The sequence below is a fragment of the Mycobacterium sp. E2327 genome, assembly GCF_001672675.1.
Taxonomy (GTDB): domain Bacteria; phylum Actinomycetota; class Actinomycetes; order Mycobacteriales; family Mycobacteriaceae; genus Mycobacterium.
In genome coordinates this window covers 22,318-48,958 of the sequence record NZ_LZKE01000218.1, presented here as the reverse complement: position 1 = coordinate 48,958, position 26,641 = coordinate 22,318, and the positions used below count along the sequence as shown (strand labels likewise).

The window sequence follows — 26,641 nt, the reverse complement described above, 5'->3', positions numbered from 1 at the left end:
AGGAGGACGTCCTGCTGGCGACGGGCGAGGCCGTTACCAACGCCATCGAACACGGCAGCCGCTGCGAGCCGCGCCGGACCGTCTCCGTCGAGGCATTCCTGCACGGGGAGACCGTCGCGGTCACCGTCAGCGACACGGGGAGCTGGGCTGACGATTCGTCCGCCAGCCTGCGCAGCCGCCGGCGCGGGCGCGGGCTGACCCTGATCGGTGGGCTGGCCGACCGCGTCGCCACCGTCCGCACCCCGGGCGGCACCCGGGTCACGCTGGAGTTCGACAACGCGGTGAGCGGCTAGACCTGAGCGGCTAGACCTCTTCCATCGCCTCGCCGAGCTCCTCGAGGAGCCGGTTGTGGTGGTTGCTCGCGAGCACGTGGCCGGCGGCGATGACCAGGGCGACGGGCCAGTCGATGAGTTCGAACGCCGCCAGGGCCGCCAGGCCGCCGTAGTAGGCCAGCTGCTCGGGTCGCGGAATCTCCACCTGACCCACGACCGGCACGTTCACCACGAACGTTTCGCCCTCGCGGATCTTCTGTACGGCTTCGCTCTGCGAGGTCCCCTTGCGCGATTTCTTTTCGGCCATGATTCGCCTTTCGGTAACGAAGGGTTTGCCGCCCCGCCGAGTACTCCGACCACCGTCGGACTTATGTCGACGACCGACTCCGTGTCCGATCCGCTGGTTTCGTCGATCGCTTTGGTGCTGAAGGTGCCTCTGGTGCAACTTTATGCGCTGCTTTGGCGGGCCGGGGTGGTTGAGATTCGCCATTCCGATCGGACGGCGCACCGGTCGTCGCGTCAGGTCCTGGTGGCAGCGTGTGCGGGCTGCCCCAACCGTCCGAAAACCGGTTCAGAACGGCTATCGCGACGGTCGCCCCGGCGGCGGCGCCCAGAGCTTGTCCCCAGCCAACCGGACCAAGCGGTGTGCAGCCGAGCAACTGGCTGACCACCGGGATGCTGATCAGCGTCCCCATCGCGCCGAGCGAACCCACCGCCGTGAGCACCACCAGCGGGGCGTGAGAGTCCAGCAGCGTCTGGCCCAGCTCGGCGCCCACCAGCGCGACCAGCGCCACGGTGGAGGCCCGCTGCGGGCGGCCCGTGACGCTCGCCATGGCCCACGCCACCGTCGTCGCGGCGGCGGTGGTGACGCCGCGGATGGCCACCGCGCGCCACAGCGCGGGTTGGTCGGGGCCCCGAATGCCCGGGTCCATCGGGGTGCTGGGCTCGCTGACCGCCAGGGCGGCGGCCGGTAGCGCGTCGGTCATCATGTTCACCAGCAGGAGCTGCCGGGTGTTCAGCGGCGACGTGCCGGTGATCGCGCTGCCGATGACGGCGAACAGCACCTCGCCGGCGTTGCCGCCCAGCAGCACCGACACCGCCGCCTGCACCCGCTGCCAGAGCTGGCGCCCCTCCTCGATGGCCTGCACCAGCGCCTCGATGCGGGCGTCCACCAGCACCACGTCGGCCGCCATGTGGGCCGGGTCGCTGCCGCCCGCGACCACGCCGATGCCGACGGTGGCGGCCCGGATGGCGGCGGCGTCGTTCGACCCGTCGCCGACCATCGCGCACAGCACGCCGGCGCCCTCCAGCGTCTGGACCACCTGCACCTTGTTCTCGGGCGTCATCCGCGCGAAGATCACCCGCTCGGTCACGACGCGCTCTTGGTCCTTGCGCGACAACGCGTCCCACTCGGAACCGCTGATCACCTGCTCGTCGGTCACCGATAGGCCCAGCTCCCGGGCGATGGCCAGTGCGGTGATGGGGTGGTCGCCGGTGATCAGCTTGATGCCCACGCCCTGGCGGCGCAGGTTGGCCAGCAGCTCGACCGCCTCGGGGCGCGGCGTGTCGGACAGGCCGAGGAACCCGGTCAGGGTCAGCCCGTCGCGGCAGAAGTCCGCGATGTCGTCCGGGTCGTCGCGGATCGCCTCGGCCTGCTGCGCCGTCAGCCGGCGCTGCGCCACCGCGATCACCCGCAGACCGCCGGCGGCCAGCTCGCCGACCGCTTTCTGGATCTTCGGGCCGGTGTTCTCGCAGGCGGCCAGCACCACTTCGGGCGCGCCCTTGACGGTCAGCTCCGTCCCGGTGACCGAGGCGGAGAACGACCGCCCGGAGCGGAAGGGCAGGTGCGCGTCCGCTTCGCCGGTCGGCGCCGAGCCGTCGAGCGAACGCTGCGCCGCCTCGACGATGGCGGCGTCGGTGGCGTGCGCCTGCGGGCTGCCGTTGGCGGCGGGGGCGGCGTGCGCCGCGTGGCGCAGCACCTCCTCGGCCGAGTGCCCCGGCGCGGGACGGACCTCGGCCACCCGCAGGCGGTTCTCGCTCAGCGTGCCCGTCTTGTCGAAGCAGACGACGTCGATGCGGCCGAGCGCCTCCACCGAACGCGGAACTCGGACGAGCGCGCCGAACTTGGTCAGCCGTCGCGCGGACGCCGACTGCGCCAGCGTCGCCACCAGGGGCATCCCTTCGGGGACCGCGGCGACGGCGATGGCGATGCCGCTGGCCACTGCCTGGCGCAGGCCCGTTCCGCGCAACATCCCGAGCCCGCCGACCAGCGCGCCGCCGGTGACGCTGACGGGGAAGGCCCGGTTGGTGAGCTGGCTGAGCTGGTGCTGCAGGCCGATGTCGGACGCGGTGTCGCCGGAGACGAGCTCGGCGGCGCGGCGCTCCTGGGTGTCGGCGCCGACCGCGGTCACCACGGCGACCGCGGTGCCCGCCACGACGGTGGTCCCGGCGTACAGCATGCAGCGACGCTCGGCGAGGTCGGCGCCCGGCGTGGCGTCGACCTGCTTTTCCACCGAGAGGGACTCGCCGGTCAGCGTCGACTCGTCGACCTCGACGTCGACCTCCTCGAGGATCCGCGCGTCGGCGGGCACCACCTCGTGCGTCCGGATCTCGATGATGTCGCCGGGCCGCAGCTGCGCCGCGATGACGTCGGTGTAGCTGCGCTCGCCGTCCGGGCCGGTGTCGACCCTGCGGGCCGGCGGGATCTGCTGTGCCAGCAGGCGATCGAGGCGGTTCTCGGCGCGCAGCCGCTGGCTGGCCGCCAGGATCGAGTTGCCGGTCAAGACCGAGAACACCAGGACGGCATCGACGGGGGAACCGAGCACCGCGCTGGCCGCCGACCCGAGCGCCAGCACCGGGGTCAGCGGGTCGGTCAGCTCGGCACGCACGGCCTTGAGGAGTTGCCACACGGCGTTCGGCGGCGCTTCGACCCGCCCTTCGGGCTCGGCCTGCGCGTCCGGCTCGGGCGGCGGCAGGGCCTTGCGCACCTGCTCGACGGACATCGCGTGCCATTCGTGAACGGCCGCCGGCCGCGGCGCGTCCGCCGTCATGATCCCGCGGGCCAGCAGGCAGCCGGACAGCGCGCCCGCCGCGGCACCGGTGGTCACCGGTCCGGGGCCCAGGCCGCGCACGCCCGGGATCATCAGCAGCGATCCCATGGCCGTCGCGCCGGCCGATATCCCGACCCCGCGCTGGGTGGCGGCCTTGGCCGCGGGAAGCGCGTGCAGCACCCGCCAGGCGGCCGCGAGGTCGGGCAGCAGCAGGTCCGCGCACCAGGGCGGCGGGCCGGCGCCGGGCTGCGGCAGCACGCCCAGCGCCACGTCGGCCGACGAAAGCGCTTGTGCGCCAGACGATGACAGCACGGCGACGGTTCGGCCCTGCTGTTGCAGGTCCGCGACGGCACGGGCGAGCGCGTCGTCCATCGAGCCGTTGGCGAGCGGGGTGATCTCGTCGAACGCGGGGCGCAGCTCGCCCAGGGAATCGACGTCGATGGACACCAGCTCCGCTCCCGTGCGGTGCGCCTCGGCGACCACGGCCGACGCCAGCGGGTCGTGGGAGGGGCGGAAAAGCGCCTCGACCGCCGCGTGCGGCTCGTTGGCGGACATCCCGGGCACCCGGTGCCAGCCCGGCCGTTGGCCGTTGTTCTGCAGCACCAGCTGGGCGCGGTTCCACGCGGCGGACAGTTCACGCTCGTCGGCGCCGCGGATGCGCGCCACCCGCATGCCGGTGGTGCACAGCACCCGCGGGTCGATCACGATGGCGTCGACGCGGTCCAGGCGGCGCAGCGCGTCGGGCCGCAGCGACAGGACGGCGTGCCGGTCGGCCAACCCGCGTCCCAGGGCGGCGGCGAAAGCCTCCGGCGTGGTCCGGCTGGCCTTGGGGGCGGTCACCAGCACGGCGGTGGCGGCCATGTTCGGGTTGCGGGTGGTGGCGCCGACCAGGCCCGCGCCGAGCGCCTGGATGAGCGCGAACCGCCCGGCGCTGCGTTCCACCACCCGGGCCCGTGGCGGCCGCGGCGACGGCGCGTCGCTGGGCGGTTGGTCGGCGTGGCGGGCCAGCTCGGGTTCGTGCCGTCGCCAGGCGCGCGCCTCGGCGCGGCATTCGGCGGCCTTCAGCGACTGCATCAGCAGGCCCACCGACAGCGACGCCGGCGCGAGCGTGACGGTTTCGGCGGCCGTCATGGCCAGTGTCAGCACGGTGTCGGTCGCGGGCCCGCCGATGCGGTCCTCGAGCAGGCGTCGCAACCAGGGCTGGTAGTCGATCGCCACGACGGGCGCCTGGATCCCGATCGGCAGTCGCGGCCAGTGCAGCGCGCGCCCGGCCAGCGCGATGCCCAGCCCGGCCGCGTTGGCGGCCACGGTCACGGCCCGGGTCGCCGCCACCACACCGTCGCCCGGCAAAGCCGTCGCGGGCGCCTTGTGGGTTGAGCGGCAACGTTTTTCGGCGTCCTCGACCACGCGGCACAGGTCCCGCAGCGAAATGTCCGGATCGCCGAGGGTGACCACGACGCGCGACAGCGGATGGTTCAGGCTGGCCGACGTGACACCCGGGTGATCGCCCAGGCCGCCGAGCACGGCGCGGCCCAATTCGCCGTCATTCGCGTCTTCGAGGCCGCGCACCTCGATCCAGGCGCGCTGCTCACCGCGCCAACAGCGCCGGCTCAGCGTTTCGGCGGGAAGGTCGCCGGTGAGCGCCCTGGCGCCTTCGCGCAGCGGAATCGCCGCGATGTGAAGGGCCTCTTGTGCCAATCCGGTGAGGGCCCGCAGCGGCGTCGATCGTGGTAGCGACGTGACAATGCTCAAGGGCTCCCCGGACGATTCTTAGTTGGTGCTGCGCAGCTCGGCGGCACCGGCGCGGCGCCCGGCCGCCTTCTTGGCCGCCGGCTTGCTGGCGGCCTTCTGCGGCGCCGCCTTCTTCGACGGTTCGGAGGGCACCGGTTTGAGGCTGGCCTTCGGGGCGGCGCCGTTCTCGGGCTTGCGATTCAGCCTGTGCAACAGGAGCGCTCCGCCCCCGACGGCCAGCAGCACCGGCCACTCGACCAGGCCGGCCACGCCGATCGCGCCCAGCGCCAGCGCGGCCGCGGGTGTCGAGTGACTGCCGCTGTTGATCCCGCGCTTGATGCCCTCGGCGGCTCCCGTCACACCGCCGACGACTCCGTTGACCGCGGCGCCGCCCACGGCTCCCGCGGCCGCCGTGGTCGCGTCCGCCGCGCGACCCACCGTCTTGCCCACGCTGCGCACTGCGCCACCGACGACACCCATGATCACTCCCTGGTATCTCATCGCTCTCACTGGGAACCGCGTGGCCACCCGTATACCCGTTGAACGCGAGGTTAACAGCAACAACGAAATAGTTCTCTGCATCTATAAGGCGAAAGCCTGCCACGTTACAAACGCGCGTACAACGAGCAACTTCTTAAACCGGGCTCACATGGAGCTTAAAGCTGGCTCACATCGACCAGCACCGGCGCGTGATCGCTCGGGGCCTTGCCCTTGCGCTCGTCGCGGGCGATCTGGGCGCCGGTGACCCGGCCGGCCAACGCCGGTGACGCGAGGATGAAATCGATACGCATGCCCCGGTTCTTCGGGAACCGCAGCTGGGTGTAGTCCCAGTAGGTGTAGACGCCGGGGCCGGGAGTGAAAGGCCTTACCACGTCGGTGAATTGCGCGTCGACGATGGCGTCGAACGCGCGGCGCTCGGGCTCGGAGACGTGGGTCGCGCCGGCATAGTATTCGGTGCTCCACACGTCCTCGTCCGTCGGGGCGATGTTCCAGTCGCCGACCAGCGCGATCGGCGCCGCGGGATCGTCACGCAGCCAACCCACCGCCGTATCCCGCAGCGCGGCAAGCCAATTCAGCTTGTAGGTGTAGTGCGGGTCGCCGACGGCGCGGCCGTTGGGCACGTACAGGCTCCACACCCGCACGCCGGCGCAGGTGGCGCCGAGCGCGCGGGCCTCCGCGGTGGCGGCGACCTCCGGCTTGGACGTCCAGGTGGGCTGGCCCTCGAAGCCGATCGCGACGTCGTCGAGGCCGACGCGGGAGGCAATGGCCACGCCGTTCCACTGGTTGAAGCCGACGTGCGCGACCTCATAGCCGAGTTCGAAGAACGGCAGGGTGGGGAACTGGCCGTCGGCGCACTTGGTCTCCTGCATGGCGAGCACGTCGACGTCGGCGCGGGTCAGCCAGTCGAGGACGCGGTCGAGGCGCGTGCGAATCGAATTCACGTTCCAGGTGGCCAAGCGAATCGCGCCGTCGGGCATGGCTAGACGGTATCGATCGCCCGGATGTAGCGGCGGCGGTGGTGCAGCCGGAAGCCGAGCGCCGCGGCCAGGGCGAGGTTGTCGGCGTCGTCGTCGCCGACCTGCAGGTAACCGCGGGTCGCCCCTTGGCCGGCGCCCCAGGCCAACAGCGTCTCGCACTCGGGAGGCGCCGGGCCGTCGGCCGCCAGGCACAGCCACCGGCTGCCGTCGGGCGCTTCGGTGACCGCCGCGCGCCAGCCCCCGTCGCGCCGTTGTTCGGGCGTGACGCCCGAGAGGTCGCGCACCAGGATCTGTTCGGTGCGTTCGCTCGGCACGCCGGGCGGGATCGGCAGCAAGCGGTCGGGGATGGCCAGCCGCGGTGTCAGGCCGCGCCGCCGATACCAGCCGACGATCGCCGGCACGGCGGTCATTTGAGCCGAGATATCAAGTGGTACAGCCGAATCGGCGAGGGACCCGGGGCCGGTGCGCAGCAGCCAGCCGTCGACCCAGGCCTGTTCGGCGCCGGGCCAGGCCGCGGCGGCGACGTGCTCGACCGCCCGGATGTCGGAGGTGCGCACCGGCGCGTCGGTCAGCGCCCGGAGTGCGACGACGTCGGTGGGCGCGAACTGCACCACCGCGCCCGTTTTCGTCCGCACCCGCACCAGCGGATCGACGGCCAGCAGGTGTCCGACCGCGTCGGTCAGGGGCGGAACGGATCCGGCGGGGAGCCGGTAGCGAACACTCACCCGCGTTCCCAGGTCCGGCCACGAGACCATCAGTGACCGAACGGGTCCGGCCCCTCGCCGGGCAGCCACGACAGCCCCGGCACGCCCCAACCGTGTGACTTCACGGCGCGTTTCGCGGCGCGCGCGTGCCGGCCGATGAGGCGATCCAGGTACAGGAAGCCGTCCAGGTGCCCGGTTTCGTGTTGCAGCATCCGCGCGAACAGGCCGGTGCCCTCGATGGCGATCGGGCTGCCGTCGGCGTCGAGCCCGGTCACCCGCGCCCACTTCGCCCGGCCGGTGGGGAACGACTCGCCCGGAACCGACAGGCAGCCCTCGTCGTCGTCACCCGGGTCCGGCATGGTCTCGGGAATCTCGGAGGTCTCCAGGACCGGATTGATGACGACGCCGCGCCGGCGGTCGGTCAGCCCCCGGTCCTCGGAGCAGTCGTAGACGAAGAGCCGCAGACCGTATCCGATCTGGTTGGCGGCGAGCCCGACGCCGTGCGCGGCGTCCATGGTGTCGTACATGGTGGCGATCAACTCGGGCAGCTCGGCCGGCAGCGAACCGTCGGCGGCGACGGCCACCGGCGTCGTCGGGGCGTGCAGGACCGGGTCTCCGACGATGCGTATGGGTACGACTGCCATGATCGGTCAGCTTATTCGGGGCCCAGCGCGGCCTCCGGGGGAGCCGGGCAATCACAGCGAATCGGCCGACTCGCGGGTCTGGATTACGGCTTGAGGGTTCGCGGCGTGGTTCAATATTCGCGCGAAACATGCCCTTGAAACGCCTACGTAAGTCAAGTCATTCGAGCACGTTGAGAATCGCCGGAAGGGTCCAGGGGAAGCGGATATGGACAGCGCCATGGCGCGGGCAAATCGATCGGGGGACGACGCTGAAATCGCCGATGGCCTCACCCGTCGCGAGCACGACATCCTGGCGTTCGAGCGCCAATGGTGGAAGTACGCCGGGGTGAAGGAGGACGCCATCAAGGAGCTGTTCTCGATGTCGGCGACGCGTTACTACCAGGTGCTCAACGCGCTGGTCGATCGGCCCGAGGCGCTCGCCGCCGACCCGATGCTGGTGAAGCGGCTGCGGCGGCTGCGCGCCAGCCGGCAGAAGGCGCGGGCCGCGCGCCGCCTCGGCTTCGAGGTGACCTAACTCGCTACAGTGGGGCACGATGAAAGAGCGCGTGCCCGACTCCACGGGCCTTCCCCTTCGGGCCATGGTGATGGTGCTGTTGTTCCTGGGCGTCATCTTCCTGCTGCTCGGGTGGCAGGCGCTCAGTTCCTCCGGGAAGTCCGATGACGAGTCGGCGTCGGCGGCGTCCAGCGTCACCAGCACCACCACTTCGTCGGCCGCCACCAGCAGCGCCCCCGCGAACCAGGCCGAGGTGCACGTCTACAACATCTCGTCCAAAGAGGGCGTCGCCGCAAAGACCAAGGATCAGCTCACGTCCGCCGGGTTCAAGGTGACCGACGTCGGAAACCTGACGATCCCCGACGTCACGGCGACGACGGTGTACTACACCGACGCCGAGGGCGAGCACGCCACCGCGGACGCGGTGGGCCAGAAGCTGGGAGCGCCCGTCCAGCCGCGGATTCCGGCGCTCAAGGACCAGCCGCCCGGCGTCATCGTCCTGGTGACGGGCTGAGGGTCGCTGCTCGGAAATTCGGGGGTGCTCGGGATAGGCTCTCGCTATGCCTAAGCACCGCAACGCCGCCGCCATGCCCGCCCTGTTCGCGGTGGGTTGCGTCGCCTTGCTGGGCGCGTGCGCATCGCCCCAGCACGCCTCGTCGGTCCCCGGCACCACGCCGGCGGTGTGGACCGGGTCGAGCGCGCCGACGGCCGGCGCGGGCGCCGAGGGCGATCAGCAACAGCAGCCCGCGGGGCGCAGCATCACCACCCGGCTGAAGGGACCCGACGGGGTCGAGGTGGCGACCGCGAAGTTCGACTTCAGCAACGGCTACGCCACCATCACGATCGCGACGAGCGGCGCCGGGCACCTCGCGCCGGGGTTCCACGGCGTACACATCCACAAGGTCGGCAAGTGCGAGGCCAATTCGACGGCCCCGACCGGCGGCGCGCCCGGCGACTTCCTGTCCGCCGGCGGGCATTTCCAGGCGCCCGGGCATTCCGGGACACCGGAGAGCGGCGACCTGACCTCGCTGCAGGTCCGCAAGGACGGGGTCGGGATGCTGGTGACAACCACCGACGCCTTCGCCATGGAGGACCTGCTGACCGGCGAGAAGACCGCGATCGTGATCCACGCCGGCGCCGACAATTTCGCCAACATCCCTTCCGATCGCTACAACCAGACCAACGGAACGCCGGGCCCCGACCAGATGACGATGACGACCGGTGACGCCGGCAAGCGGGTGGCGTGCGGTGTCATCGGTGCCGGCTAGCAGGTCCCGCGCTCACATCGATTTCGCCCGCTCACCGCGGCCGACCATCGGCGTGGAATGGGAGTTCGCGCTCATCGACGCGCAGACCCGCGACCTGAGCAACGAAGCCCCCGCCGTGATCGCCGAGATCGGCCAAAACCCGCGCGTGCACAAGGAATTGCTGCGCAACACCGTCGAGGTGGTCAGCGGCATCTGTGAATGCGCCGCGGAGGCGATGCAGGACCTGCGCGACACCTTGGGCCCGGCCCGCAAGATCGTCCGCGACCGCGGCATGGAGTTGTTCTGCGCGGGCACCCACCCGTTCGCCAAGTGGTCCGCGCAGAAGCTCACCGACGCGCCGCGCTACGCCGAGCTGATCAAGCGCACCCAGTGGTGGGGCCGGCAGATGCTGATCTGGGGAGTGCATGTGCACGTGGGGATCTCGTCGGCCAACAAGGTGATGCCGATCATGACGTCGCTGCTCAACTACTACCCGCACCTGCTGGCGCTGTCGGCGTCGTCGCCGTGGTGGGCCGGCGAGGACACCGGGTACGCGAGCAATCGCGCGATGATGTTCCAGCAGCTGCCGACGGCCGGTTTGCCGTTCCACTTTCAGACCTGGGCCGAGTTCGAGGGCTTCGTCTACGACCAGAAGAAGACCGGCATCATCGACCACATGGACGAAATCCGTTGGGACATCAGGCCTTCGCCGCACCTGGGCACGCTGGAGGTGCGGGTGTGCGACGGCGTGCCCAACCTGCGTGAGCTCGGCGCGCTGGTCGCGTTGACGCACTGCCTGGTGGTGGACCTGGACCGCCGGCTGGACGCCGGCGACTCGTTGCCGATCATGCCGCCGTGGCACGTCCAGGAGAACAAGTGGCGCGCCGCGCGATACGGCCTGGACGCGGTGATCATCCTGGATGCCGAGAGCAACGAGCGGCTGGTCACCGAGGACCTCGACGACGTGCTGAACCGGCTGGAACCGATTGCGAAGTCGCTGCATTGCGCCGACGAACTGGCCGCGGTCTCCGACATCTGCCAAGGCGGGGCGTCGTATCAGCGGCAGCGGCGGGTGGCCGAGGAGCACGACGGCGACCTGCGCGCGGTCGTCGACGCGCTGGTGGCCGAGCTGGACATTTAGCATCATGGCGGATCCCGAAACCCTTGAGCTGGCGATGTTTCCGCTGGAGTCGCCGCTGCTGCCCGACCAGGAGTTGCCGTTGCGCATCTTCGAGCCCCGCTACGGCGCGTTGGTGCGGCGCTGCCTCGACCGCGACGAACCGTTCGGCGTCGTGCTGATCGCGCAGGGCCGCGAGGTGGGCGGCGGCGACGCGCGCTGTGACGTCGGGGTCCTGTCGCGCATCGACGAACACGCCGACCTCGGCGCCGGCCGGTACGCGCTGCGCTGCCGCACCGGTGAGCGGATCCGGGTGCGCCAGTGGCTGCCCGACGACCCGTATCCGCGCGCGGCCGTGACGCGCTGGCCCGACGAACCGGGCGACCCGGTGCCCGGCGCGCAGCTGCGCGGGCTCGAGGATCGGGTGATCGCCCTGTTCGAACGGATCGCGGAGGCCCGCGACGCCCGGCTGCCGGGCCGCGAGGTGCTGCTGGGCTACCGGGAGGGCGACGCCGCCGACGCCGGACAACGCCTGTTCGCGTTGGCATCTCGCATCCCGATCGGCGCCGCCGACCGCTATGCCGTGCTGTCGGCGCCGTCGGCCGCCGACCGCTTCACCGCGCTCAGCGAGGCCGTGGACGCGCTTGCCGACATGGTGGAGTTCCAGCTGTCCGAGTAGGGGGCAAGGCGATGAGCGCCGACGTGACGATCGACATCGACCAGGGCGTGGCGGTGCTGACGCTGAACCGCCCCGAACATCTCAACGCCTACACCGCCGAGATGGGCGCGCTGCTGAGCCGGGCCTACCGCGACTGCGACGCGGACGACGACGTCCGCGCCATCGTGGTGACCGGTGCGGGCAGGGCGTTTTGCGTCGGCGCGGATTTCTCGGGCAACATCTCGCCGTTCGACGCCCCATCGGACCGCGACGCTTTCTCGGCGTCGCCGATCGACCCGGCCGCCTTCGAGTTGCGCAAGCCGGTTATCGCCGCGCTCAACGGCCACGCGATCGGGATCGGCCTGACGATCGCGCTGCAGGCCGACATCCGCGTGGTGGCCGAGGACGCCAAATACGGTGTGGTGCAAGTGCGCCGGGGCGTGATACCCGACTGCATGTCGCACTGGACGCTGGCGCATCTGGCCACCTTGGGGGTGGCCGCCGAGGTGCTGCTCACCGGGCGCACCTTCACGGGCGCCGAGGCGGTGGCGCTGGGCGTCGCGAACCGGGCGCTGCCGTCCGAGCGGGTGCTCGAGTCCGCGGTGGAGATGGCCCGCGACATCGCGGCCCACGTCGCGCCGATGTCGGCGGCGTTGTGCAAGCGGCTGCTGTGGGACAGCGCAATTCACAACTACAGCCCGCGGCAGGTCGCGTCGCTGGAAACCCAGCTGCACCACCGCGTGATGGGCACCGCCGACGCCCGCGAGGGGGTCACCGCGTTCCTGGATCGGCGGCCGCCGCGGTTCAGCTCGCGGCTGTCGGCCGACTGGGCGCCGTTGCCGGAGCCGTGAGCGCGTGCCTCAGACGCTCAGCAATTCGGCCAGCGCGACACCGAGGTTGTGGAGGTTGGTCTCCAACGAATACGTCCGGTCAACCGTCCAGTTGAGGATGCCCCCGCACAGCGCGCCAACGAGTATGTCGGCCAACGTTTCTGCGTCGTGACGCGGATTGACCTCTCCGCGTGCGACGCCCTCCTTGATCAGCTCGACGAAGGTGTCGTGCAGGTTGAAACCACGCTGGATGCCGTAGCCGCTGGTGGCCATCATCTCCCCGATCAGCTCGCGGTAGGTGTCGCCCGATCCGACCAGCGTGGTGGCGATGTCGTCGAACACGCCGGCCAGGCGCGCCGGGATGGGTTGATCGCCGCGGTCGAACACGACGTCGTGCAGGTTGAGCAGCCGCCGCTCCGCCAGCGCCCGGATCATGTCCTGACGGGTCGCGAAGTGGTTGAAGAACGTTCGATTGGCGACGTCGGCGCTCTCGCAGATTTCCTCGATGGTCGTGGCCGCAACGCCCTTCCGCAGGAACAGCTCGAAGGCGGCCGAGAGGATCTTGTCCCGCACCTCGAGCTTTCGCCGCTGGTGTCTGTTCACGTTCTGTCACACAACTTCTCGGAGAGGATCCACCAGTCCGCCGCGCGCTGTTCGTCGCGCGCGTGGGGCGCGACCGCGTCGCTGACCCCGCAGTCTTCCAGGTACAGCGCCCCCTTGTCCGCCAGGTCCGGGCTGACCGCGGCCCATACCTGGGTGGCCGCCCCCTGTTCGGGCGTGGCGAGCTCGAGCGAGCCGTCGCTCGGTTCGCCGCGGGCGGCGGCGCGCGCGGCGACCATCGTTCGCAGCTCGGAAAAGTCCGCGCGGGACATGTACCGCGCCAGGGAGGTGGCCACGGTGCCGGGGTGGACGGCGTAGGCGCGGATGCCAGACTCGCGGAGGCGTCGGTCCGCTTCGATCGCATGAAGGATGTTCGCCGTCTTCGACGCGCCGTAGGCGACGAACTTGTCGTACTGCCTGCTCTCCCAGTGGGGGTCGTCGAAGTCGACGTCGCCCATGACGTGGCCGCCGGAGGACAGGATGACGATTCGCGCGCCCTCTGCGGCGGCCAGTTGCGGCACCAGCAGCCGGGTGAGTTCGAAATGCCCGAAATGGTTTGTGCCGATCTGCGTTTCGAATCCGTCGCGGGTCCGGCCGAACGGCGTGAACATGACCCCGGCGTTGTTAATCAAGACGTCTATGACCGGCGCGATATCGCGGATGGCGCTCGCCGCCGCGCGGACACTGGCCAGCGACGTGAGGTCGAGCTCCACCACCGGGGTCCGGGCGTCGGGCACCTGGTCCGCTATCCACTGGGAAGTCTGCGCCAAGGCATCGCGGTTGCGGGCGGCCAGGACGACGTGCGCGCCGGCGGCGGCGAGCGCGCGCGCCGACTCGCGGCCCAACCCCGAGGACGCGCCGGTGACGACGCACGTCTTGCCCGACAGGTCGATTCCGTCGACGACCTGCATGGCCGTCGGGCGTTCCGTCATGCCGGTGCCAACCGCCACAGCGGAATGACCACGTCCGGGTCGCATTCCTCGTCGACGATCCATTTGCACATCCGCCGGATCGGCTCGAGTGCGTCCTGCGGCGCGGCGACCGCAACGCTGCAGGCGTAGCCCAGGCTGGTCAGCCGCTGGGCGCCGAACAGCGGCAACGTGTTTCGCAGCCGACGCTTGAGGGACTCCGGGTAAATGCCGATCGTCTGCGTATAGGAGTTCACCGCCGCCGTGACCTGGTCGATGTTGTCCACCGGGACGATGTTAGCCACCCGCCCGGACAGCATCGGCGAGTAGTCCACGGGCTGATCGAACTGTGAGACGACGATGGCGCCCTCGCGCCGCTCACCGCCGATGACGCGGTAGAAATCGTCGGCCATGCGCGAGGACTCCAGGTGATCCAGCAGCTCGCGGTTCGGATATCGCGGCGGGGTGCTGACAACCGCGGGCAACGCCACCAGCTCCCGGTAGACCAATTCGCCGAACCGGTTGGCGTTGGCCAGCCCCTCGGCATCCGTCCCGCTGAGTACGTAGATGACCCGGGCGTTGGCGCAGCCTTCCTGGTTGGCGACGCCGATGTCTGTCGCGGCGCGGCGGGCCACCTCGCGCATGGTGTGTTCGTCGGCGAACGCCTCGCGTCCGATGATGGTGGCGCTGCGCTTCGGGTCGAGAGCGATGAGCTCCAAACCGGGCTGAATGTAACGGGTTACGTGCTTGACCGACGCCAATCCTCCCCACGCCACGATCTTTTCGATGTGATGCGGTTGGTAGAGGGCCTCTTCGACGGCCACGTCGCCGCCCTTCCAATACCCCACCGACAGGTGCCGGGTGATCGGGTGATTCGGCGCGACGTCGGCCAGCGTGCGCGCGATCGCGATCGCGGTCAGCGGATCGTTGGACGGCGCCTTGACGATCACGTCGGACCGGGTGATCACCGAACGCAGGATCGTCACGGCCGAGACCAGCCCGCCGTTGCCCGCCGGGATGTGCAGGACGCGGGAGCCGAAGGCCCGCACGCGCAGTTCGCGGCCGTCGCGCAGTTTGTGCGGGACCCATCCGTTGAGGTAGTCCAGCCCGACCTGGCTGTCGGCGATTTCGGTGACGTTATCGCGGGAAAAGAGTGGCCGCAGAACGCGATAGCTGTTCTGCAGCATGTCGGCCGGCAACACGTTGGCCACCAGTGACGCTTCGTACGCCTCCTGCAGGTGGGCATTGGACTCGAAGTCAAGGGCGTCGCCCAGCGCCTGGAGCACGTCGAGGATCTCGTCGAAGCCGACCTCGTAGAGGTCGGTCATTTCCGCGGGGCTTTTGAGCGGGAGCTGCTCGACGTACTTGCGCATGTCCGGTGCCTGAAACTGCGCGGCACCGCGGCGGGTGTCGAACCCAACGAGGTCGTCGGTGATGACCCGTCCGCGCAAGAACAGCGGGACGGTGTAGGCGATCACAGGTCCACGCCCTTCATGAAGTTGACCGCCTCGTCGTGCACCTCTTGTGTTGCGGCGCAGGTGATCCGGTCGTCTTCGATCTCATTCTTTTCGCTGTAGCGCATGATGTCCTTCTCGAACGCGACGCTCGCCTGCCCGCAGGGGCATCGCAGGTCCCAGTCGATCGTCACCTCGTCGCCGGAGATGACGCCGCCCCAGTGCGCGCGCAGCAGGATGTCGTAAACGGCCGCGCGGCCGGTCTGCACCCCGGTGCGGGGGAGCGGCTCGCTGGTGTCTGGATCGAGGACGAACGGGATGACCCAGGGTGCGACGTGGTAGCGGCCCTCGCTGCAGCCCCAGTGAAACGTGCTTGACTCGGAGAAGCCGTAACCCACCTGGATCCGGTCGACCCCGAGGAAGTCCTTGATGACTTCCATGAAATCGTCAGGCAGCGCAACGCCTTTCATGCCGCCGCCCGTGAGAATCGCCGAGTCGGGCGCGAAAACATTGCGTACTCCGCGCTCCAGACCGGCCCTGGCGATGTCGTACATCAGGTGGAAGGTACTGGTCATGAACACCCGTTTGCCGCGCAGCTGTTCGGTGATGCGGGCGAAGAACGCCTCCATGTCCTGGGCCTGGCGCGCCTGCATGGCGATGAACTCGTCCTTGCGGGCGGCAAGTGCGGGGTCGATCTCGAGCCGGTCGAGCTCGCCGCGCGACGCGGCCGCCCGCATCTTGGACGCCAGGAACATCAGGTCGGTGTCCACCGCGAAGGGATACAGGGCGTGGAATCTGCTTTCGTCGCCGCCGGTGAAGCCGCGCTTGATCATGTTGGCGATGCGCAGATGACCGAGCTTGCCGTTGGCGAAGTTGGGCCACACCACGTCCACCACCGGGTTGAGTTCTGTTTCGGTGGGTTCTCGGCCGAAGGTTTGGAAAAGGCAGATCTTCCACAGCGCCATGCCCTCGCGGGCGCCGCGCTTGTCCTTGGGCAGGATCGAGATGGTGCCGGTGGTGCCGCTAGAGGTGATGACCTCAAGCGGGGTCTGCGCGTCGAGTCGGTCGATCCAGTCGTCGATCCCGGCGCAGCCCGCGGTGTCCACGCCGGACAGGTCGTAGCTGGTCAGCTTGTCCAGCCACTTGGTCATCAGGTCGAAGCGCTTCTTGTCGACGAGCGCGGCCGGGTAGGACTTGAAGGCCGTGTGCGAAAAGAACAGCGGCACAACGTCATTGAATTCGTCAAGCGCCGTGATGCCGAGCCGGTCGGCCAGTTTGCGCAGCATCTCGATGGAGTCGTAGTGCTCCCGGAAGCGGACGCCCATCGCCTGGCGTTGCAACTCCTCCAGCTCGGGGCGCCCGATGCTGTGCATTCGGGTGTAGGACTGGCCGAAGAACCCGATCGGGTCGTTCATGAATTGGTCGACCGCTTGGGCGGTGGTTCCGGTGGCTGTCACCCGGTCACGTTAACGCGACTATGCAGTTATAAGCAAGATTGCAGATTACTGCAAAAAACTAACTCGATGCCAGCTGCGGCTGACCGGCGGGGGCGGCCTCCCGCGGCTCGGCCGCTGCGTGCCCGTTTCGGATGGCGAGGCCGCCGACGGCGGCGCCGACGAAGAACAGCGCCGCGCTGACGACCATGAGCCGGGCGAAGCTGGCGTCAGTGAGCCTGTTGGCGGTGATCACTCCCACGCAGGCCACCGCGATCAGCGCGGAGGTACGCCCCGTCGCGTTCTGGATCGCGGCGGCGATTCCGCTGTGCGCGGACTTGACGGCGGACAAATTGACCACGGTCAGGGGGGTCACGGCGAGGACCATGCCGACGGCCAGCACGATGCGGCCCGGCAACACGTCGGTGAGGGCGTGCAATCCGTGCGCGGTGGGGCGAATGAGCAGCAACCCGAGCCCGGCCAGCGCGGGACCCGCCATCAGGAAGATGCGCGGTCCGATCCAGGCGGCCATGCCGCCCACGCCGCGGGCGAACAGCAACGAGATGATCGGGCTGGGCAGCGTGATCAGGCCCGAGGCGGTGGCCGAATACCCCGCGACCTCCTGCAGGTACAGCGCGATCGCCAACGAACCCATCGTGATGCCGCCGTAGACGAACGCGGTGACCAGGTTGGCCCCGGCGAAGTTGCGGGCGGCGAACAGGCTCAGCGGCACCATCGGGTGGGCCGTGCGGCGCTGCCACGCCACGAACGCCAGCAGTGCCGCGATGCCCACCGCCAGCGCCGCCCTGACCAGTGCGTCGGCCCAGCCCCGCCGGCCCTGTTCGATCAGTGCGTACACCGTGGCGGCCAGCCCGACCGCCGACAGCGCGGCGCCGACGAGGTCGAGGCGCGCGCTTCCGGAGGGACCGGGAATCCCGCGCAGCCAGTACGTCAGCGCGAAGCCGACGGCCACGGGGACCGCCGACAAGACGTAGATCCAGCGCCAGCCCAGAAAGTCCACGGTCAGCCCGCCGAGCAGCGGCCCCACCGCGAAGGCGGTTCCGGTCCAGGCCGTCCACGATCCGATCGCGGCGGGGCGGTCGGCCGGCTCGAACGTCGAGTTGATCAGGGCCAGCGAACCGGGCACCAGAAACGCGCCGCCCAGTCCCTGGACGAGGCGCCCGGCGATCAGCATCGACGGGGTGCCCGCGGTCGCCGCCATCACCGAGCCGACCCCGAAGGCCGCCAGCGCGAAGCGCATCACCCGGATCCGCCCGAACAGGTCGGAGATGGCACCGCCGGGCAGGACCATGGCCGCCACGGCCAGCAGGTAGCCGTCCACCACCCACTGTTGGGTGCACATGCCCCCGCCGACGTCGCGGCCCATGGCCGGCAGGGCCAGGTTCACGACGGTGCCGTCGAGGAACACGACCGCCGAGACCATGATCGCCACCGTCATGACCCGCGTCGTCGGGGCGACATCAGGGAACTTCACGAAACCGATCCTGCTCTTCTCGGTGAGGTTGTCGGATGCCTGTATGTAGGCATCCGGGTTACACCAAGTCGGACGAACGAACGGGTCAAACGGTTCAGGTGTGTGCCGCAACGCGTTTCACGAGCCCCGGCGCCACGGCCCGATGCAGCGGGCCGACCGCGGCCCACACCGCTCGGGCGGCGAGGCGGTTGTAATGCACGCGGGTGATGAGCATCACCCGGCCGTCCTGGCGGCGCAGCGTCAACCGGCCGCGGATGAGCGGCCCGCCCGACGTCAGCACGATCTCCTCGCGATCCGAGCGCGTGATCGGCCAGCCGATGATGTGGTTCGGCGAGGAGTACGGACCCAGGCGAAGCCTCAGCACGTGGCGGTGGATCCACAGCACGAGGTTCCCGCCAGCTCCCGGCCTGCGCCCCACCGCGTCGCGGAGCGTCTGTTCGGCGGTGCGTGAATCACCCTGCGGGATAGGGGCCTCGAAGACGTCGGCGTAGTCGGCACCGGTCCCGCCGAGCGCCACCGCCGCAATGCGTCTCAGCACGCTGCGCACCACGATTCGGTGTGCGCCGGTTCCGATGACGAGCGCGCGATAGGCCGTGCCGTGGATGCCGGGGAAGGCAGCCCAGGTCGCGGAGCGCACCCGGGTGCCGGGTGCCACGTCGTCCAACTCGAACACCCACCGGTAGATCGCGAACAGGTGGCGGCCCTTGAGCGCGAACAGCTCCGGGTGCCGCGCCCCGTCCAAAACGAAGCCCGCCGGCACGGTCGACGGGTCGAGCGGGTCGCGGCACATCACCCGCAGCAGCGCCGACCACGTGTCGTCGCGATTCGCGGGCACGGTTATGGCATGCTCATCGATATAGGGTAATCGTTCCATATAGAAGGAATGTACTAGATCATGGCGCCGCCGCGGAAGCACGAAACCGATGTGATCCTCGACGCAGCTCGGGCCCTGGTGCTCGACGGGGGACCGCGGGCGGCGAGCGTCGCGGCGATCTCCGAGGCGAGCGGCGCGCCCGCCGGCACGCTGTATCACCGGTTCGGCAACCGCGACGGCATCCTGACGGCGGCGTGGCTGCGGGCGCTCGAACGTTTCCAGGCGCGGGCGCTGGGCGCCGAGGGCGAGACGGCCATCGACACGGCGGTGGCGATGGCCGTGGCCGCCGTCGGCTTCGCCCGCGAGCTGCCCGAGGACGCCCGGCTGTTGCTGACGATCCGGCCCACCGACCTGCTCGACGACGAGCCCGACGCGGCGTTCCGGGAGACGCTCGCCGCGATGAATGCGCCCTTGACCGAACGGCTTTCGGCCCTGGCGAAGCAACTGTACGGAAGACGCGACCGGCGATCGGTCGACGCGGTCGCGCGCGCGGTGGCCGACCTGCCGTATGCCGTCGTCCGCCGCCACGCGCACGACGAGCCGATGCCGCCCTGGCTGGAGGCCGACGTCGCGGCGTCGGCCCGCGCGGTGTTAGAGCGTTTTGCCGAACGCGCGTAGGGACTCCACCTGCGCGGGGTCCAGCGACGGGCGGACGGTCTTGCGGGCGGCATCGAGGTCGGCGGCCGTCACGTCGGAGGCGTCCAAGGAGCGTCGCATGGCGGTCAGCGCGGCCTCCCGCAGCAGCGCGACGCAGTCGGCGGCGCTGTAGCCGTCGAGCGAGGCGGCCACCGCGTCGAGGTCGACGTCGTCGCTCAGCGGGATGGATTTGCCTGCGGTGCGCAGGATTTCGCCGCGGGCGGCGGCGTCGGGCGGTTCCACGAATACCAGCCGCTCCAGCCGGCCCGGCCGCAGTAGTGCCGGATCGATCAGGTCGGGCCGGTTGGTGGCGCCCAGCACGACGACGTCGCGCAGCGGGTCGATGCCGTCGAGCTCGGTCAGCAGCGCGGCCACCACCCGGTCGGTGACGCCGGAGTCGAAGCTCTGCCCGCGCCGCGGCGCCAGCGCGTCCACCTCGTCGAGGAACACCAGCGACGGCGCCGAATCGCGGGCCCTCCGAAACAGTTCGCGCACAGCCTTTTCCGAGCTGCCCACCCACTTGTCCATCAGCTCGGAGCCCTTGACCGCGTGCACGGACAGCTGTCCCGTGCTGGCCAGGGCGCGGACGATGAACGTCTTGCCGCAGCCGGGCGGGCCGTACAGCAGCACGCCGCGCGGGGGATCGACGCCGAGCCGGGCGAAGGTGTCGGGATGCTGCAGCGGCCACAACACCGCTTCGGTCAGGGCTTGGCGGGCCTCGGCCATGTCGCCGACGTCGTCGAGCGTGACGTTACCGACGGTCAGTTCCTCACTGGCCGAGCGGGACAGCGGCCGGATGACGGTCAGCGCCCCGACGAGGTCGTCCTGATTCAGCTTCGGTGGCTGCCCGTCGGCGCTGGCCCGCGACGCCGCCCGCAGCGCGGCCTCACGCACCAGCGCGGCGAGGTCGGCGACGACGAAACCCGGTGTCCGCCCGGCGATCTCGTCGAGATCGAGATCGCCGGTGGGCACCGGTTTGAGCAGCGCCTCCAGCAGCGCCTTGCGGGTGGCGGCGTCGGGCAGCGGCAGGCCCAGCTCCCGGTCGCACAGGTCGGGGGCGCGCAGCCGGGCATCGAGCTGGTCCGGGTGGGCGGAGGTGGCGATCAGCGCGACGCCCCCGGTGGCGACGGCGGCTCGCAGCTCGCCGAGGATGAGGGCTGCCACCGGCTCGGCGGTGGCCGGAAGCAGCGCGTCGACGTCGGCGATCAGCAGCACGCCGCCGCCGTCGCGAACCTTCTTCACCGCCGCGGCAACGGTTTTCAGCCGGTCGTCGGCGGCGAGCGCGCCCACCTCCGGGCCGTCGAGCTCGACCAGTCGGCGGCCGTCGCACACCGCGCGCACCAGCGTCACCTTGCCCACGCCTGCCGGGCCCGACACCAGCACACCGAGGTTGGTGCCCGCGCCTAGGCTCTTGAGCAGGTGCGGCTCGTCGAGCGAGAGCTTGAGCCACTCGGCGAGTTTGGCGGCCTGCGGCTGCGAACCCTTGAGCTCCTCGACGAGGATCTCCGGGGTGCCGGTGGGAAGCTGCTCGTGCGGGCCCCCGACGGCCGGGACCCCGGTTCCCCAGCTGACCAACGAGCTGGGCTGCACGCTGACCGGCCCCTCCGGGTCGACCTCCGTGACGGTCAACAGCTCCGAGGTCCAGCTGATCCCGACGGCCGAGGCCAGCGCCCGGGTGGCCGCCGACGTCGACGTCCCGGGCCCCAGGTCGCGCGGCAGCAGCGACACGGCGTCGCCGACTGTCATCACCTTGCCCAGCAACGCCTGTCGCAGGGTGACCGGCGTGATCGAGGCGGTGGCCATCGACGAGCCGGACAGCGTCACCGACCGCGCGCCGTAGACGGTGACCGCGCTGACGATCACCGCGGTGCCCTCGCGCAGCCCGGCGTTGGACAGCGTCACGTCGTCGAGCAGCACGATGCCGACCGGGGTGTCCGGGCCGGCCAGCCCGACGACGGCCGCCGTCGTGCGCGATCCGGTCAGTGCGACCGCGTCCCATTCCCGGATGCCAAGGGCGGCAACGGCATTGGGGTGTATGCGGACGACGCCGCGGCGGGAGTCGACGGCGGAGGTGTTCAGCCTGGCGGTGAGCGTGAGCTGACTGCCGGAGGCCGGGATCATCGCAGGCGCCCGCCCGGCTTGCGCAGCCCCAGCCGCGTCATCGACCGGCGGCTCGGCTGCGCCCGGCGGTCGGCGCGCCGCACCGCGCGGCGTTCTTTGGGCTTGTCGTCCCACACCTCGGGGTGTTTGGCCAGCCAGCTCTTGGTGCGCACCGCGAACGGCACGTGGCACAGGTAAGCGATGATGATCACCCAGATCAGGATGTAAGGCTGCAGCACCGCGGCCGCCGCGACCGCCGCGAGCACCGCCAGCAGGGGAACCGCCCAGTTCGGCGGAATCGCCACGGTGTGCAGCTTCTTCATCGGAATCGCGCTGACCATCAGCATCGACGTCCCGGTGATCCAGATCGCGAGGAACCACACCGACGTCCACCAGCCCTCGCCGAACTGCAACTTGAGGGCGATCGTGCCGATCATGGAGACCGCGCCCGCCGGCGCGGGCATCCCGACGAAGAATTCATGCTGGTAGGCGTGCTGGGTTTCGTCGTCCTGCTGAGCGTTGTACCGGGCCAGGCGTAGCACGACGCACACCGCGTACAGCAGTACCACCGCCCAGCCGACCGGCCACTTCGACAACAGCATCACGTAGACCACCAGGGCGGGTGTCACCCCGAAGTTCACCGCGTCGGCCAGGGAGTCGATCTCGGCGCCGAGGCGCGACTGGGCGCCCAGGATGCGGGCGACCCGTCCGTCCAGCGCGTCCAGGATCGCCGCCGCGGCGATCAGCGCCATCGCGGGAATCGGCTTGCCGTCGAGGGCGAACTTGATCGACGTCATGCCCGCGCAGATGGACAGCACCGTCATCGCGCTGGGCAACAGTTGCAGGCTCGCGGTTCGCCGATCCCGGCGCTTGTCAGTCATCGCAGTTCGGCCAGGACGGTCTCGCCGGCCACCGCCCGCTGGCCCACCTTCACCAGCGGTTCCGTGCCGGGCGGGAGGTAGGTGTCCAGACGGGAGCCGAATCGGATCAGGCCGTAGGTGTCGCCGATCGAGAGCTTGTCCCCGGCGCGCGCGTCGCAGACGATGCGGCGCGCGAGCAGTCCGGCGACCTGTACGGCCACCACGTCGGCGCCGGTGTCGGTGCGGATGCGCAGGCTGGTGCGCTCGTTTTCGGTGCTCGCCGCGGGCAGGTCGGCCGACCCGAACCGGCCCGGCCGGTGCCGCACGTCGATCACCTCGCCGCTCACCGGGGCCCGCTGCACGTGGGCGTCCAGCAGCGACAGGAAGATGCTGACCCGCAGCAGCGGCGCGTCGCCCATGCCGAGCTCGTCCGGCGGGGCCGCCGCGTCGATCACGCAGATCTCACCGTCGGCGGGGGCGACGACGGCGCCGGGCCGCGAGGGCGGCACCCGCGGGGGATGGCGGAAGAATCCGGCGCAGGCGCCGGCCGCCAGCAGGCCCGCCCGGCGCAGCCAGCGGTGGTTGCGCCCGATCAGCGCCACACCCAGGCCGGCGGCGATGAACGGCCGCCCGGCCGGGTGCACCGGCGGAATGGCGGAACGCACCAACTCGAGGGCGTGCTGGGGGCTGAAGGCCGGGTCCTCGGCGGTCGGGCCGACGGTTTGGGGGCGTCTTGCCACGGCGGCCATCTTACGGACTAGGTGAGGTCCCAGACTTGCAGCTCGGTTCCCGCGGACACCTCGACGACGTCCTCCGGGATGTCCAGCAGCCCGTTCGCCGACGCCAGCCACCGCAAATGGTGGGAGGCCGGCGGCCCGTAGCTGGTTACGGTCCCCGCTTCGGGGTCGAGGATCGCCCGCCGGAACTGACGTTTGCCGCGCGGCGAGGTCAGCGATTCGGCGAGGACCGCGGGCCGGTGCGGCCGCTCGGGGTCGGGCAGGCCCATGGCCCGGCGCAGCGCGGGGCGGATGAACACCTCGAAGGACACCAGCGCGCTGACCGGGTTGCCGGGCAGCGTCACGATCGTGGTGCCGGCCACCCGCCCGATGCCCTGCGGCATGCCCGGCTGCATCGCCACCTTGACGAACTCCACCCCCTGGTCGCCGTCCCGCCCGAACGCGTCCTTGACCACCTCGTAGGCGCCGGCGCTGACGCCGCCGCTGGTGATGATCAGGTCGCAGTCGCCCGCGTAGCGATCGAGGATCGAACTGAACTGTGCGACGTCGTCTTCGGCGGTCGCGACGGCGATCACCTCGGCGCCGGCCTCGCGCACCGCCCCTGCCAGCATGATCGAATTGGACTCGTAGATCTGCCCTGGCCGCAGCGGTGCGCCGGGCGCTACCAGCTCCGACCCGGTCGACATCACCAGAACCCGTTGGCGCGGAACCACTTTCAGCTCCGCCATGCCCAGCGCCGACGCCAGGCCGAGCACCGCCGGCGTGACCACCTGGCCGCGGCGCAGCACGGTGGTGCCGGGCGCGACGTCCTCGCCGGCCCGCCGGATGTGCGCGCCCTCCGGACGCGGCGCCCGGATCGCCACCGCCTGCACGCCGCCGTCGGTGTCCTCGACCGGCACCACGGCCGTCGCCCCGGCCGGCAGCGGCGCGCCCGTCATGATGCGGTGCGCGGTCTTCGGTTGCAGCACCAGCTCGTCGATCCGCCCGGCCGGAATGTCCTCGGCGACTTCCAACACCACCGGTTGCTCGGGCGTGGCGCCCGCGACGTCCTCGGCGCGCACCGCGTATCCGTCCATCGCGGAGTTGTCGAACACCGGCAGCGCCAGCGACGCGACCACGTCGTCGGCCAGCACCAGCCCCTGGGCCTCGGCCAGCCCGACCGCGACCGCCGGGCGGGCGCGGATCATCTCCGCTACGACTCGCTGATGCTTCTCGACAGACCGCACCCGGCCATTATCCAAGGCGCAAAAAAGCGGCTCGCGGACGTAAGGTTGAGAACGTGATTACCGGGTTGACCCACGCCGGGTTGTGCGTGCCCGACTGTGAGGCCGCGGTGGCGTTCTACCGCGACGTATTGGGCCTGCGTGTGCTCTCGCCGCCGTACGTCATGAGCGGTAACGCCATTCGCGAGGACATGGGCGAGCTGGTCGGTGACCCGAGCATGAAGGCGGCCATCGTCGGGTTTCCGGGCGACGGCGACCGGGTGCTCGAGGTCATCGAATACCTCAACGTCGACGGCGCGGATGCCGAGCGGGCCCTGACCGATCAGGGCCTTTCGCACGTGGGCCTGATCTGCGAGGACCTCGACGCCACCCGCGCCGAGCTGGAGCGCAAGGGGGTGCGCTTCCTGGTCACCGGGATCGCCGACGTCGCCCGGGTGCGCACCACCTGGTTCGTCGACCCCTGGGGCGTGGTGTTCATCCTGGTGGAAAAAAGCCGGCCCGAGCGACCGTACTTCGCGCAATACGGGGCGTGATGCCCCGAAAAATCACAGTCGGGATCATCGGCGCGGGTGCCGGCGGCATCGCGATGGGCATCCAGCTGGCCGACGGCGGCTACGACTTCACCATCTTCGACCGCGCCGACGGGTTCGGCGGGACCTGGCGGCACAACACGTTTCCGGGCGCGGCCTGCGACGTGCCGTCGCACCTGTACTCGTATTCGTTCGCGCCCAACCCGCGGTGGAGCAAGACCTACGCCAACCAGCCCGAGATCCTGGCCTACCTGGAGAAGGTCGCCGCCGACCACGGGCTGGCCTCGCATCTGCGCCCCCACACCGAGATCACCACGGTGCGCTGGTCGGATCGGGAGCGGCGCTGGACGCTCGGCACCGCCGACGGCGCCGAACACCACTTCGAGGTCGTGGTCAGCGCCGTCGGGATGCTCGACGTGCCCAACGTCCCCGACATCCCCGGCGCGCGACGCTTCCGCGGGCGCCAATTCCATTCGGCGCGTTGGGATCACAGCAAGCCGACGGCCGGGGAGCGGGTCGCGTCCATCGGAACCGGCGCCAGCGCCATCCAGTACGTGCCCGCGATCGCGCGAGACACTGCGCACCTCACCGTGTTTCAGCGGACACCGATCTGGATCGCGCCGCGGTTCGACTTCCCGTTCACCCCCGAGCAGCACGCGGAGTTCGAGCGCCACCCCGAGACGGCGCGCAAGCTGCGCGACGAGGCCTTCGACGCCTATGAGTCATCCGACTTCGACGTCGACGCCGCGCAGACGCGCGAGGCGACCGAGCTGGCCCGCAGCTATCTGATGCGCAAGGTCGCCGACCCCGAGCTGCGCGCGAAGCTGACGCCCGACTACCCCGTCGGCTGCAAGCGGCCGCTGATGTCGCGCGACTGGTACCCGACGTTCGCGCTGCCCAACGTGAGCCTGGAGACGACGGCCATCGCCGAGCTGACCGAGCGCGGGGTGCGCACCGTCGACGGCGTCGAGCACCGCGTCGACACGGTCATCTACGGCACCGGGTTCAAAGCGGCCGACTACCTGGCGAGCATCGACGTGTACGGGTCGGGCGGCCGCCACCTGCGCGACGAGTGGAGCGGGGGCGCGGAGGCCTACCTCGGCACGCTGATCGCCGGGTATCCGAACTTCTTCACGCTGTACGGCCCGAATACCAACGGCGTCAACTCGATTCTGTACATCCACGAGGCGCAGACGACGTTCGTGCGCCACATCCTCGACGTCATGGGTGACCGCGGCGCGCGCACGGTCGAGGTCACGCCCGCGGCGCAGCGGCGCTACAACGACGAGATCCAGGCCGCCATGGTCGGCAAGGTCTGGCTCGCCTGCACCAACTACTTCCGGCACCCCAGCGGCAAGGTCGTCACCCAGTTGCCTTACAGCGGGCGGACGTTCTTCGAGCGGACCCGCGAGCTGGTCGACGGCGATTACCGATTCGCCTGCTAGCGGCCGGCGCGTCCCGATGGCGGTGAACCCTGCGCACCCCGCGCTCGCCCCGGTGCCGGGCCGGCGCTCCAATTCCGGGCTGCCGCAAGGCGCTTGGCGCCGGCGATGCCGGCCGGCTGCCC

General features: G+C 70.5%; 26 protein-coding genes and 1 pseudogene. 11 read left to right on the top strand and 16 right to left on the bottom strand.

Going from position 1 to position 26,641, the window contains the following annotated elements; translation table 11 throughout:
* Positions 1 to 293, top strand: a 293-nt coding sequence (locus tag A5712_RS24975) for an ATP-binding protein (RefSeq protein ID WP_197519493.1), incomplete at its 5' end; no start/stop codon positions are given.
* Positions 294 to 303: 10 nt separating this feature from the next.
* On the opposite strand, the gene A5712_RS24970 is transcribed toward A5712_RS24975, so the two are convergent.
* Positions 304 to 579, bottom strand: a complete 276-nt coding sequence (locus A5712_RS24970; protein WP_152531587.1) for a hypothetical protein — start codon at positions 577 to 579, stop codon at positions 304 to 306.
* A 63-nt stretch (positions 580 to 642) separates the two neighbouring features.
* On the opposite strand from A5712_RS24970, the gene A5712_RS32775 reads away from it, so the two are divergent.
* A complete protein-coding gene (locus tag A5712_RS32775; RefSeq protein WP_369830432.1) occupies positions 643 to 939 on the top strand; it encodes an Rv1535 domain-containing protein in 297 nt (98 codons plus the stop codon).
* Here A5712_RS32775 and A5712_RS32770 read toward each other — a convergent pair.
* The 5 genes and pseudogenes from A5712_RS32770 to A5712_RS24945 all read right to left on the bottom strand — a co-directional run.
* Positions 902 to 3,274 (bottom strand): annotated as a pseudogene (locus tag A5712_RS32770) (cation-translocating P-type ATPase); the annotation flags it as partial. The gene A5712_RS32775 and the pseudogene A5712_RS32770 overlap by 38 nt on opposite strands.
* A 1,818-nt stretch (positions 3,275 to 5,092) precedes the next feature.
* Entirely contained in the window at positions 5,093 to 5,533 is a 441-nt protein-coding gene (locus tag A5712_RS31085) for a hypothetical protein (RefSeq protein WP_068111461.1), read from the bottom strand.
* A gap of 176 nt (positions 5,534 to 5,709) precedes the next feature.
* Entirely contained in the window at positions 5,710 to 6,516 is an 807-nt protein-coding gene (locus A5712_RS24955) for an exodeoxyribonuclease III (protein ID WP_197519494.1), read from the bottom strand.
* Between the two features lie 17 nt (positions 6,517 to 6,533).
* Positions 6,534 to 7,286, bottom strand: a complete 753-nt coding sequence (locus A5712_RS24950) for a GCN5 family acetyltransferase (protein ID WP_068111431.1) — start codon at positions 7,284 to 7,286, stop codon at positions 6,534 to 6,536.
* Complete coding sequence (locus A5712_RS24945; RefSeq protein ID WP_068111428.1) at positions 7,286 to 7,879, bottom strand: peptide deformylase; 594 nt, start codon at positions 7,877 to 7,879, stop codon at positions 7,286 to 7,288. Before A5712_RS24945 ends, A5712_RS24950 begins: the two co-directional genes overlap by 1 nt.
* 205 nt (positions 7,880 to 8,084) lie before the next feature.
* Here A5712_RS24945 and A5712_RS24940 point away from each other — a divergent pair, with 205 nt between their 5' ends.
* From A5712_RS24940 to A5712_RS24915, 6 genes are read left to right on the top strand one after another with little or no spacing between them, the layout of a single operon-like run.
* A complete protein-coding gene (locus A5712_RS24940; RefSeq protein WP_066931013.1) occupies positions 8,085 to 8,393 on the top strand; it encodes a DUF3263 domain-containing protein in 309 nt (102 codons plus the stop codon).
* A 19-nt stretch (positions 8,394 to 8,412) separates the two neighbouring features.
* On the top strand, positions 8,413 to 8,886 hold the full coding sequence (locus A5712_RS24935; RefSeq protein ID WP_068111424.1) for a LytR C-terminal domain-containing protein: 474 nt from the start codon (positions 8,413 to 8,415) through the stop codon (positions 8,884 to 8,886).
* Positions 8,887 to 8,932: 46 nt separating this feature from the next.
* Positions 8,933 to 9,640 carry a superoxide dismutase family protein gene (locus A5712_RS24930; protein ID WP_068111421.1) on the top strand — a complete coding sequence of 236 codons (708 nt, stop codon included), beginning with the start codon at positions 8,933 to 8,935 and terminating at the stop codon, positions 9,638 to 9,640.
* Entirely contained in the window at positions 9,630 to 10,760 is a 1,131-nt protein-coding gene (locus A5712_RS24925) for a glutamate--cysteine ligase (protein WP_082973652.1), read from the top strand. Before A5712_RS24930 ends, A5712_RS24925 begins: the two co-directional genes overlap by 11 nt.
* Before the next feature lie 4 nt (positions 10,761 to 10,764).
* The gene (locus tag A5712_RS24920; RefSeq protein ID WP_068111414.1) at positions 10,765 to 11,415 is read left to right on the top strand and encodes an LON peptidase substrate-binding domain-containing protein; all 651 of its coding nucleotides are present in this window, start codon (positions 10,765 to 10,767) and stop codon (positions 11,413 to 11,415) included.
* An 11-nt stretch (positions 11,416 to 11,426) separates the two neighbouring features.
* A complete protein-coding gene (locus A5712_RS24915; protein ID WP_068111411.1) occupies positions 11,427 to 12,245 on the top strand; it encodes an enoyl-CoA hydratase/isomerase family protein in 819 nt (272 codons plus the stop codon).
* A 9-nt stretch (positions 12,246 to 12,254) separates the two neighbouring features.
* On the opposite strand, the gene A5712_RS24910 is transcribed toward A5712_RS24915, so the two are convergent.
* The 6 genes from A5712_RS24910 to A5712_RS24885 all read right to left on the bottom strand — a co-directional run bounded on the left by A5712_RS24910 (position 12,255) and on the right by A5712_RS24885 (position 18,988).
* Positions 12,255 to 12,827 (bottom strand): TetR/AcrR family transcriptional regulator, encoded by a 573-nt coding sequence (locus tag A5712_RS24910; protein ID WP_068111408.1) that lies wholly within the window; start codon positions 12,825 to 12,827, stop codon positions 12,255 to 12,257.
* Positions 12,824 to 13,756: an SDR family NAD(P)-dependent oxidoreductase gene (locus A5712_RS24905; RefSeq protein ID WP_068111449.1), complete on the bottom strand. Its 933-nt coding sequence runs from the start codon at positions 13,754 to 13,756 to the stop codon at positions 12,824 to 12,826. The genes A5712_RS24910 and A5712_RS24905 overlap by 4 nt, the downstream gene beginning before the upstream one ends.
* Positions 13,753 to 15,210, bottom strand: coding sequence for an acyl-CoA reductase (locus A5712_RS24900; protein ID WP_082973651.1), 1,458 nt, complete (start codon positions 15,208 to 15,210; stop codon positions 13,753 to 13,755). Before A5712_RS24900 ends, A5712_RS24905 begins: the two co-directional genes overlap by 4 nt.
* Complete coding sequence (locus A5712_RS24895; protein ID WP_082973650.1) at positions 15,207 to 16,643, bottom strand: hypothetical protein; 1,437 nt, start codon at positions 16,641 to 16,643, stop codon at positions 15,207 to 15,209. Before A5712_RS24895 ends, A5712_RS24900 begins: the two co-directional genes overlap by 4 nt.
* Before the next feature lie 58 nt (positions 16,644 to 16,701).
* Positions 16,702 to 18,114, bottom strand: a complete 1,413-nt coding sequence (locus A5712_RS24890; RefSeq protein ID WP_231982236.1) for an MFS transporter — start codon at positions 18,112 to 18,114, stop codon at positions 16,702 to 16,704.
* 94 nt (positions 18,115 to 18,208) lie between these two features.
* Positions 18,209 to 18,988 (bottom strand): DUF2867 domain-containing protein, encoded by a 780-nt coding sequence (locus A5712_RS24885; RefSeq protein WP_068111402.1) that lies wholly within the window; start codon positions 18,986 to 18,988, stop codon positions 18,209 to 18,211.
* Positions 18,989 to 19,009: 21 nt separating this feature from the next.
* Between A5712_RS24885 and A5712_RS24880 the strand changes: the two genes are divergently transcribed.
* Positions 19,010 to 19,606 (top strand): TetR/AcrR family transcriptional regulator, encoded by a 597-nt coding sequence (locus A5712_RS24880; RefSeq protein ID WP_068111398.1) that lies wholly within the window; start codon positions 19,010 to 19,012, stop codon positions 19,604 to 19,606.
* On the opposite strand, the gene A5712_RS24875 is transcribed toward A5712_RS24880, so the two are convergent.
* From A5712_RS24875 to glp, 4 genes are read right to left on the bottom strand one after another with little or no spacing between them, the layout of a single operon-like run.
* Complete coding sequence (locus A5712_RS24875) at positions 19,580 to 21,745, bottom strand: AAA family ATPase (protein WP_068111394.1); 2,166 nt, start codon at positions 21,743 to 21,745, stop codon at positions 19,580 to 19,582. The genes A5712_RS24880 and A5712_RS24875 overlap by 27 nt on opposite strands.
* Complete coding sequence (gene pssA, locus A5712_RS24870; RefSeq protein ID WP_068111392.1) at positions 21,742 to 22,605, bottom strand: CDP-diacylglycerol--serine O-phosphatidyltransferase; 864 nt, start codon at positions 22,603 to 22,605, stop codon at positions 21,742 to 21,744. Before pssA ends, A5712_RS24875 begins: the two co-directional genes overlap by 4 nt.
* A complete protein-coding gene (locus tag A5712_RS24865) occupies positions 22,602 to 23,324 on the bottom strand; it encodes a phosphatidylserine decarboxylase (protein WP_231982234.1) in 723 nt (240 codons plus the stop codon). The genes pssA and A5712_RS24865 overlap by 4 nt, the downstream gene beginning before the upstream one ends.
* A 17-nt stretch (positions 23,325 to 23,341) precedes the next feature.
* Entirely contained in the window at positions 23,342 to 24,547 is a 1,206-nt protein-coding gene (gene glp, locus A5712_RS24860) for a gephyrin-like molybdotransferase Glp (RefSeq protein ID WP_068111389.1), read from the bottom strand.
* A gap of 53 nt (positions 24,548 to 24,600) precedes the next feature.
* On the opposite strand from glp, the gene A5712_RS24855 reads away from it, so the two are divergent.
* Positions 24,601 to 25,077 (top strand): VOC family protein, encoded by a 477-nt coding sequence (locus tag A5712_RS24855; protein WP_068111386.1) that lies wholly within the window; start codon positions 24,601 to 24,603, stop codon positions 25,075 to 25,077.
* Positions 25,077 to 26,519, top strand: a complete 1,443-nt coding sequence (locus tag A5712_RS24850; RefSeq protein WP_068111383.1) for an NAD(P)/FAD-dependent oxidoreductase — start codon at positions 25,077 to 25,079, stop codon at positions 26,517 to 26,519. Before A5712_RS24855 ends, A5712_RS24850 begins: the two co-directional genes overlap by 1 nt.
* Positions 26,520 to 26,641: the final 122 nt, after the last annotated feature.

What these genes read in the sequence shown, in the direction of transcription:
- A5712_RS24970 (WP_152531587.1), bottom strand. Translation starts at nt 579, where the DNA reads ATGGCCGAAAAGAAATCGCGCAAGGGGACCTCGCAGAGCGAAGCCGTA.
- A5712_RS32775 (WP_369830432.1), top strand. Translation starts at nt 643, where the DNA reads ATGTCGACGACCGACTCCGTGTCCGATCCGCTGGTTTCGTCGATCGCT.
- A5712_RS31085 (WP_068111461.1), bottom strand. Translation starts at nt 5,533, where the DNA reads ATGGGTGTCGTCGGTGGCGCAGTGCGCAGCGTGGGCAAGACGGTGGGT.
- A5712_RS24950 (WP_068111431.1), bottom strand. Translation starts at nt 7,286, where the DNA reads ATGGTCTCGTGGCCGGACCTGGGAACGCGGGTGAGTGTTCGCTACCGG.
- A5712_RS24945 (WP_068111428.1), bottom strand. Translation starts at nt 7,879, where the DNA reads ATGGCAGTCGTACCCATACGCATCGTCGGAGACCCGGTCCTGCACGCC.
- A5712_RS24940 (WP_066931013.1), top strand. Translation starts at nt 8,085, where the DNA reads ATGGACAGCGCCATGGCGCGGGCAAATCGATCGGGGGACGACGCTGAA.
- A5712_RS24935 (WP_068111424.1), top strand. Translation starts at nt 8,413, where the DNA reads ATGAAAGAGCGCGTGCCCGACTCCACGGGCCTTCCCCTTCGGGCCATG.
- A5712_RS24930 (WP_068111421.1), top strand. Translation starts at nt 8,933, where the DNA reads ATGCCTAAGCACCGCAACGCCGCCGCCATGCCCGCCCTGTTCGCGGTG.
- A5712_RS24920 (WP_068111414.1), top strand. Translation starts at nt 10,765, where the DNA reads ATGGCGGATCCCGAAACCCTTGAGCTGGCGATGTTTCCGCTGGAGTCG.
- A5712_RS24915 (WP_068111411.1), top strand. Translation starts at nt 11,427, where the DNA reads ATGAGCGCCGACGTGACGATCGACATCGACCAGGGCGTGGCGGTGCTG.
- A5712_RS24905 (WP_068111449.1), bottom strand. Translation starts at nt 13,756, where the DNA reads ATGACGGAACGCCCGACGGCCATGCAGGTCGTCGACGGAATCGACCTG.
- A5712_RS24885 (WP_068111402.1), bottom strand. Translation starts at nt 18,988, where the DNA reads ATGGAACGATTACCCTATATCGATGAGCATGCCATAACCGTGCCCGCG.
- A5712_RS24880 (WP_068111398.1), top strand. Translation starts at nt 19,010, where the DNA reads ATGGCGCCGCCGCGGAAGCACGAAACCGATGTGATCCTCGACGCAGCT.
- A5712_RS24875 (WP_068111394.1), bottom strand. Translation starts at nt 21,745, where the DNA reads ATGATCCCGGCCTCCGGCAGTCAGCTCACGCTCACCGCCAGGCTGAAC.
- pssA (WP_068111392.1), bottom strand. Translation starts at nt 22,605, where the DNA reads ATGACTGACAAGCGCCGGGATCGGCGAACCGCGAGCCTGCAACTGTTG.
- A5712_RS24850 (WP_068111383.1), top strand. Translation starts at nt 25,077, where the DNA reads ATGCCCCGAAAAATCACAGTCGGGATCATCGGCGCGGGTGCCGGCGGC.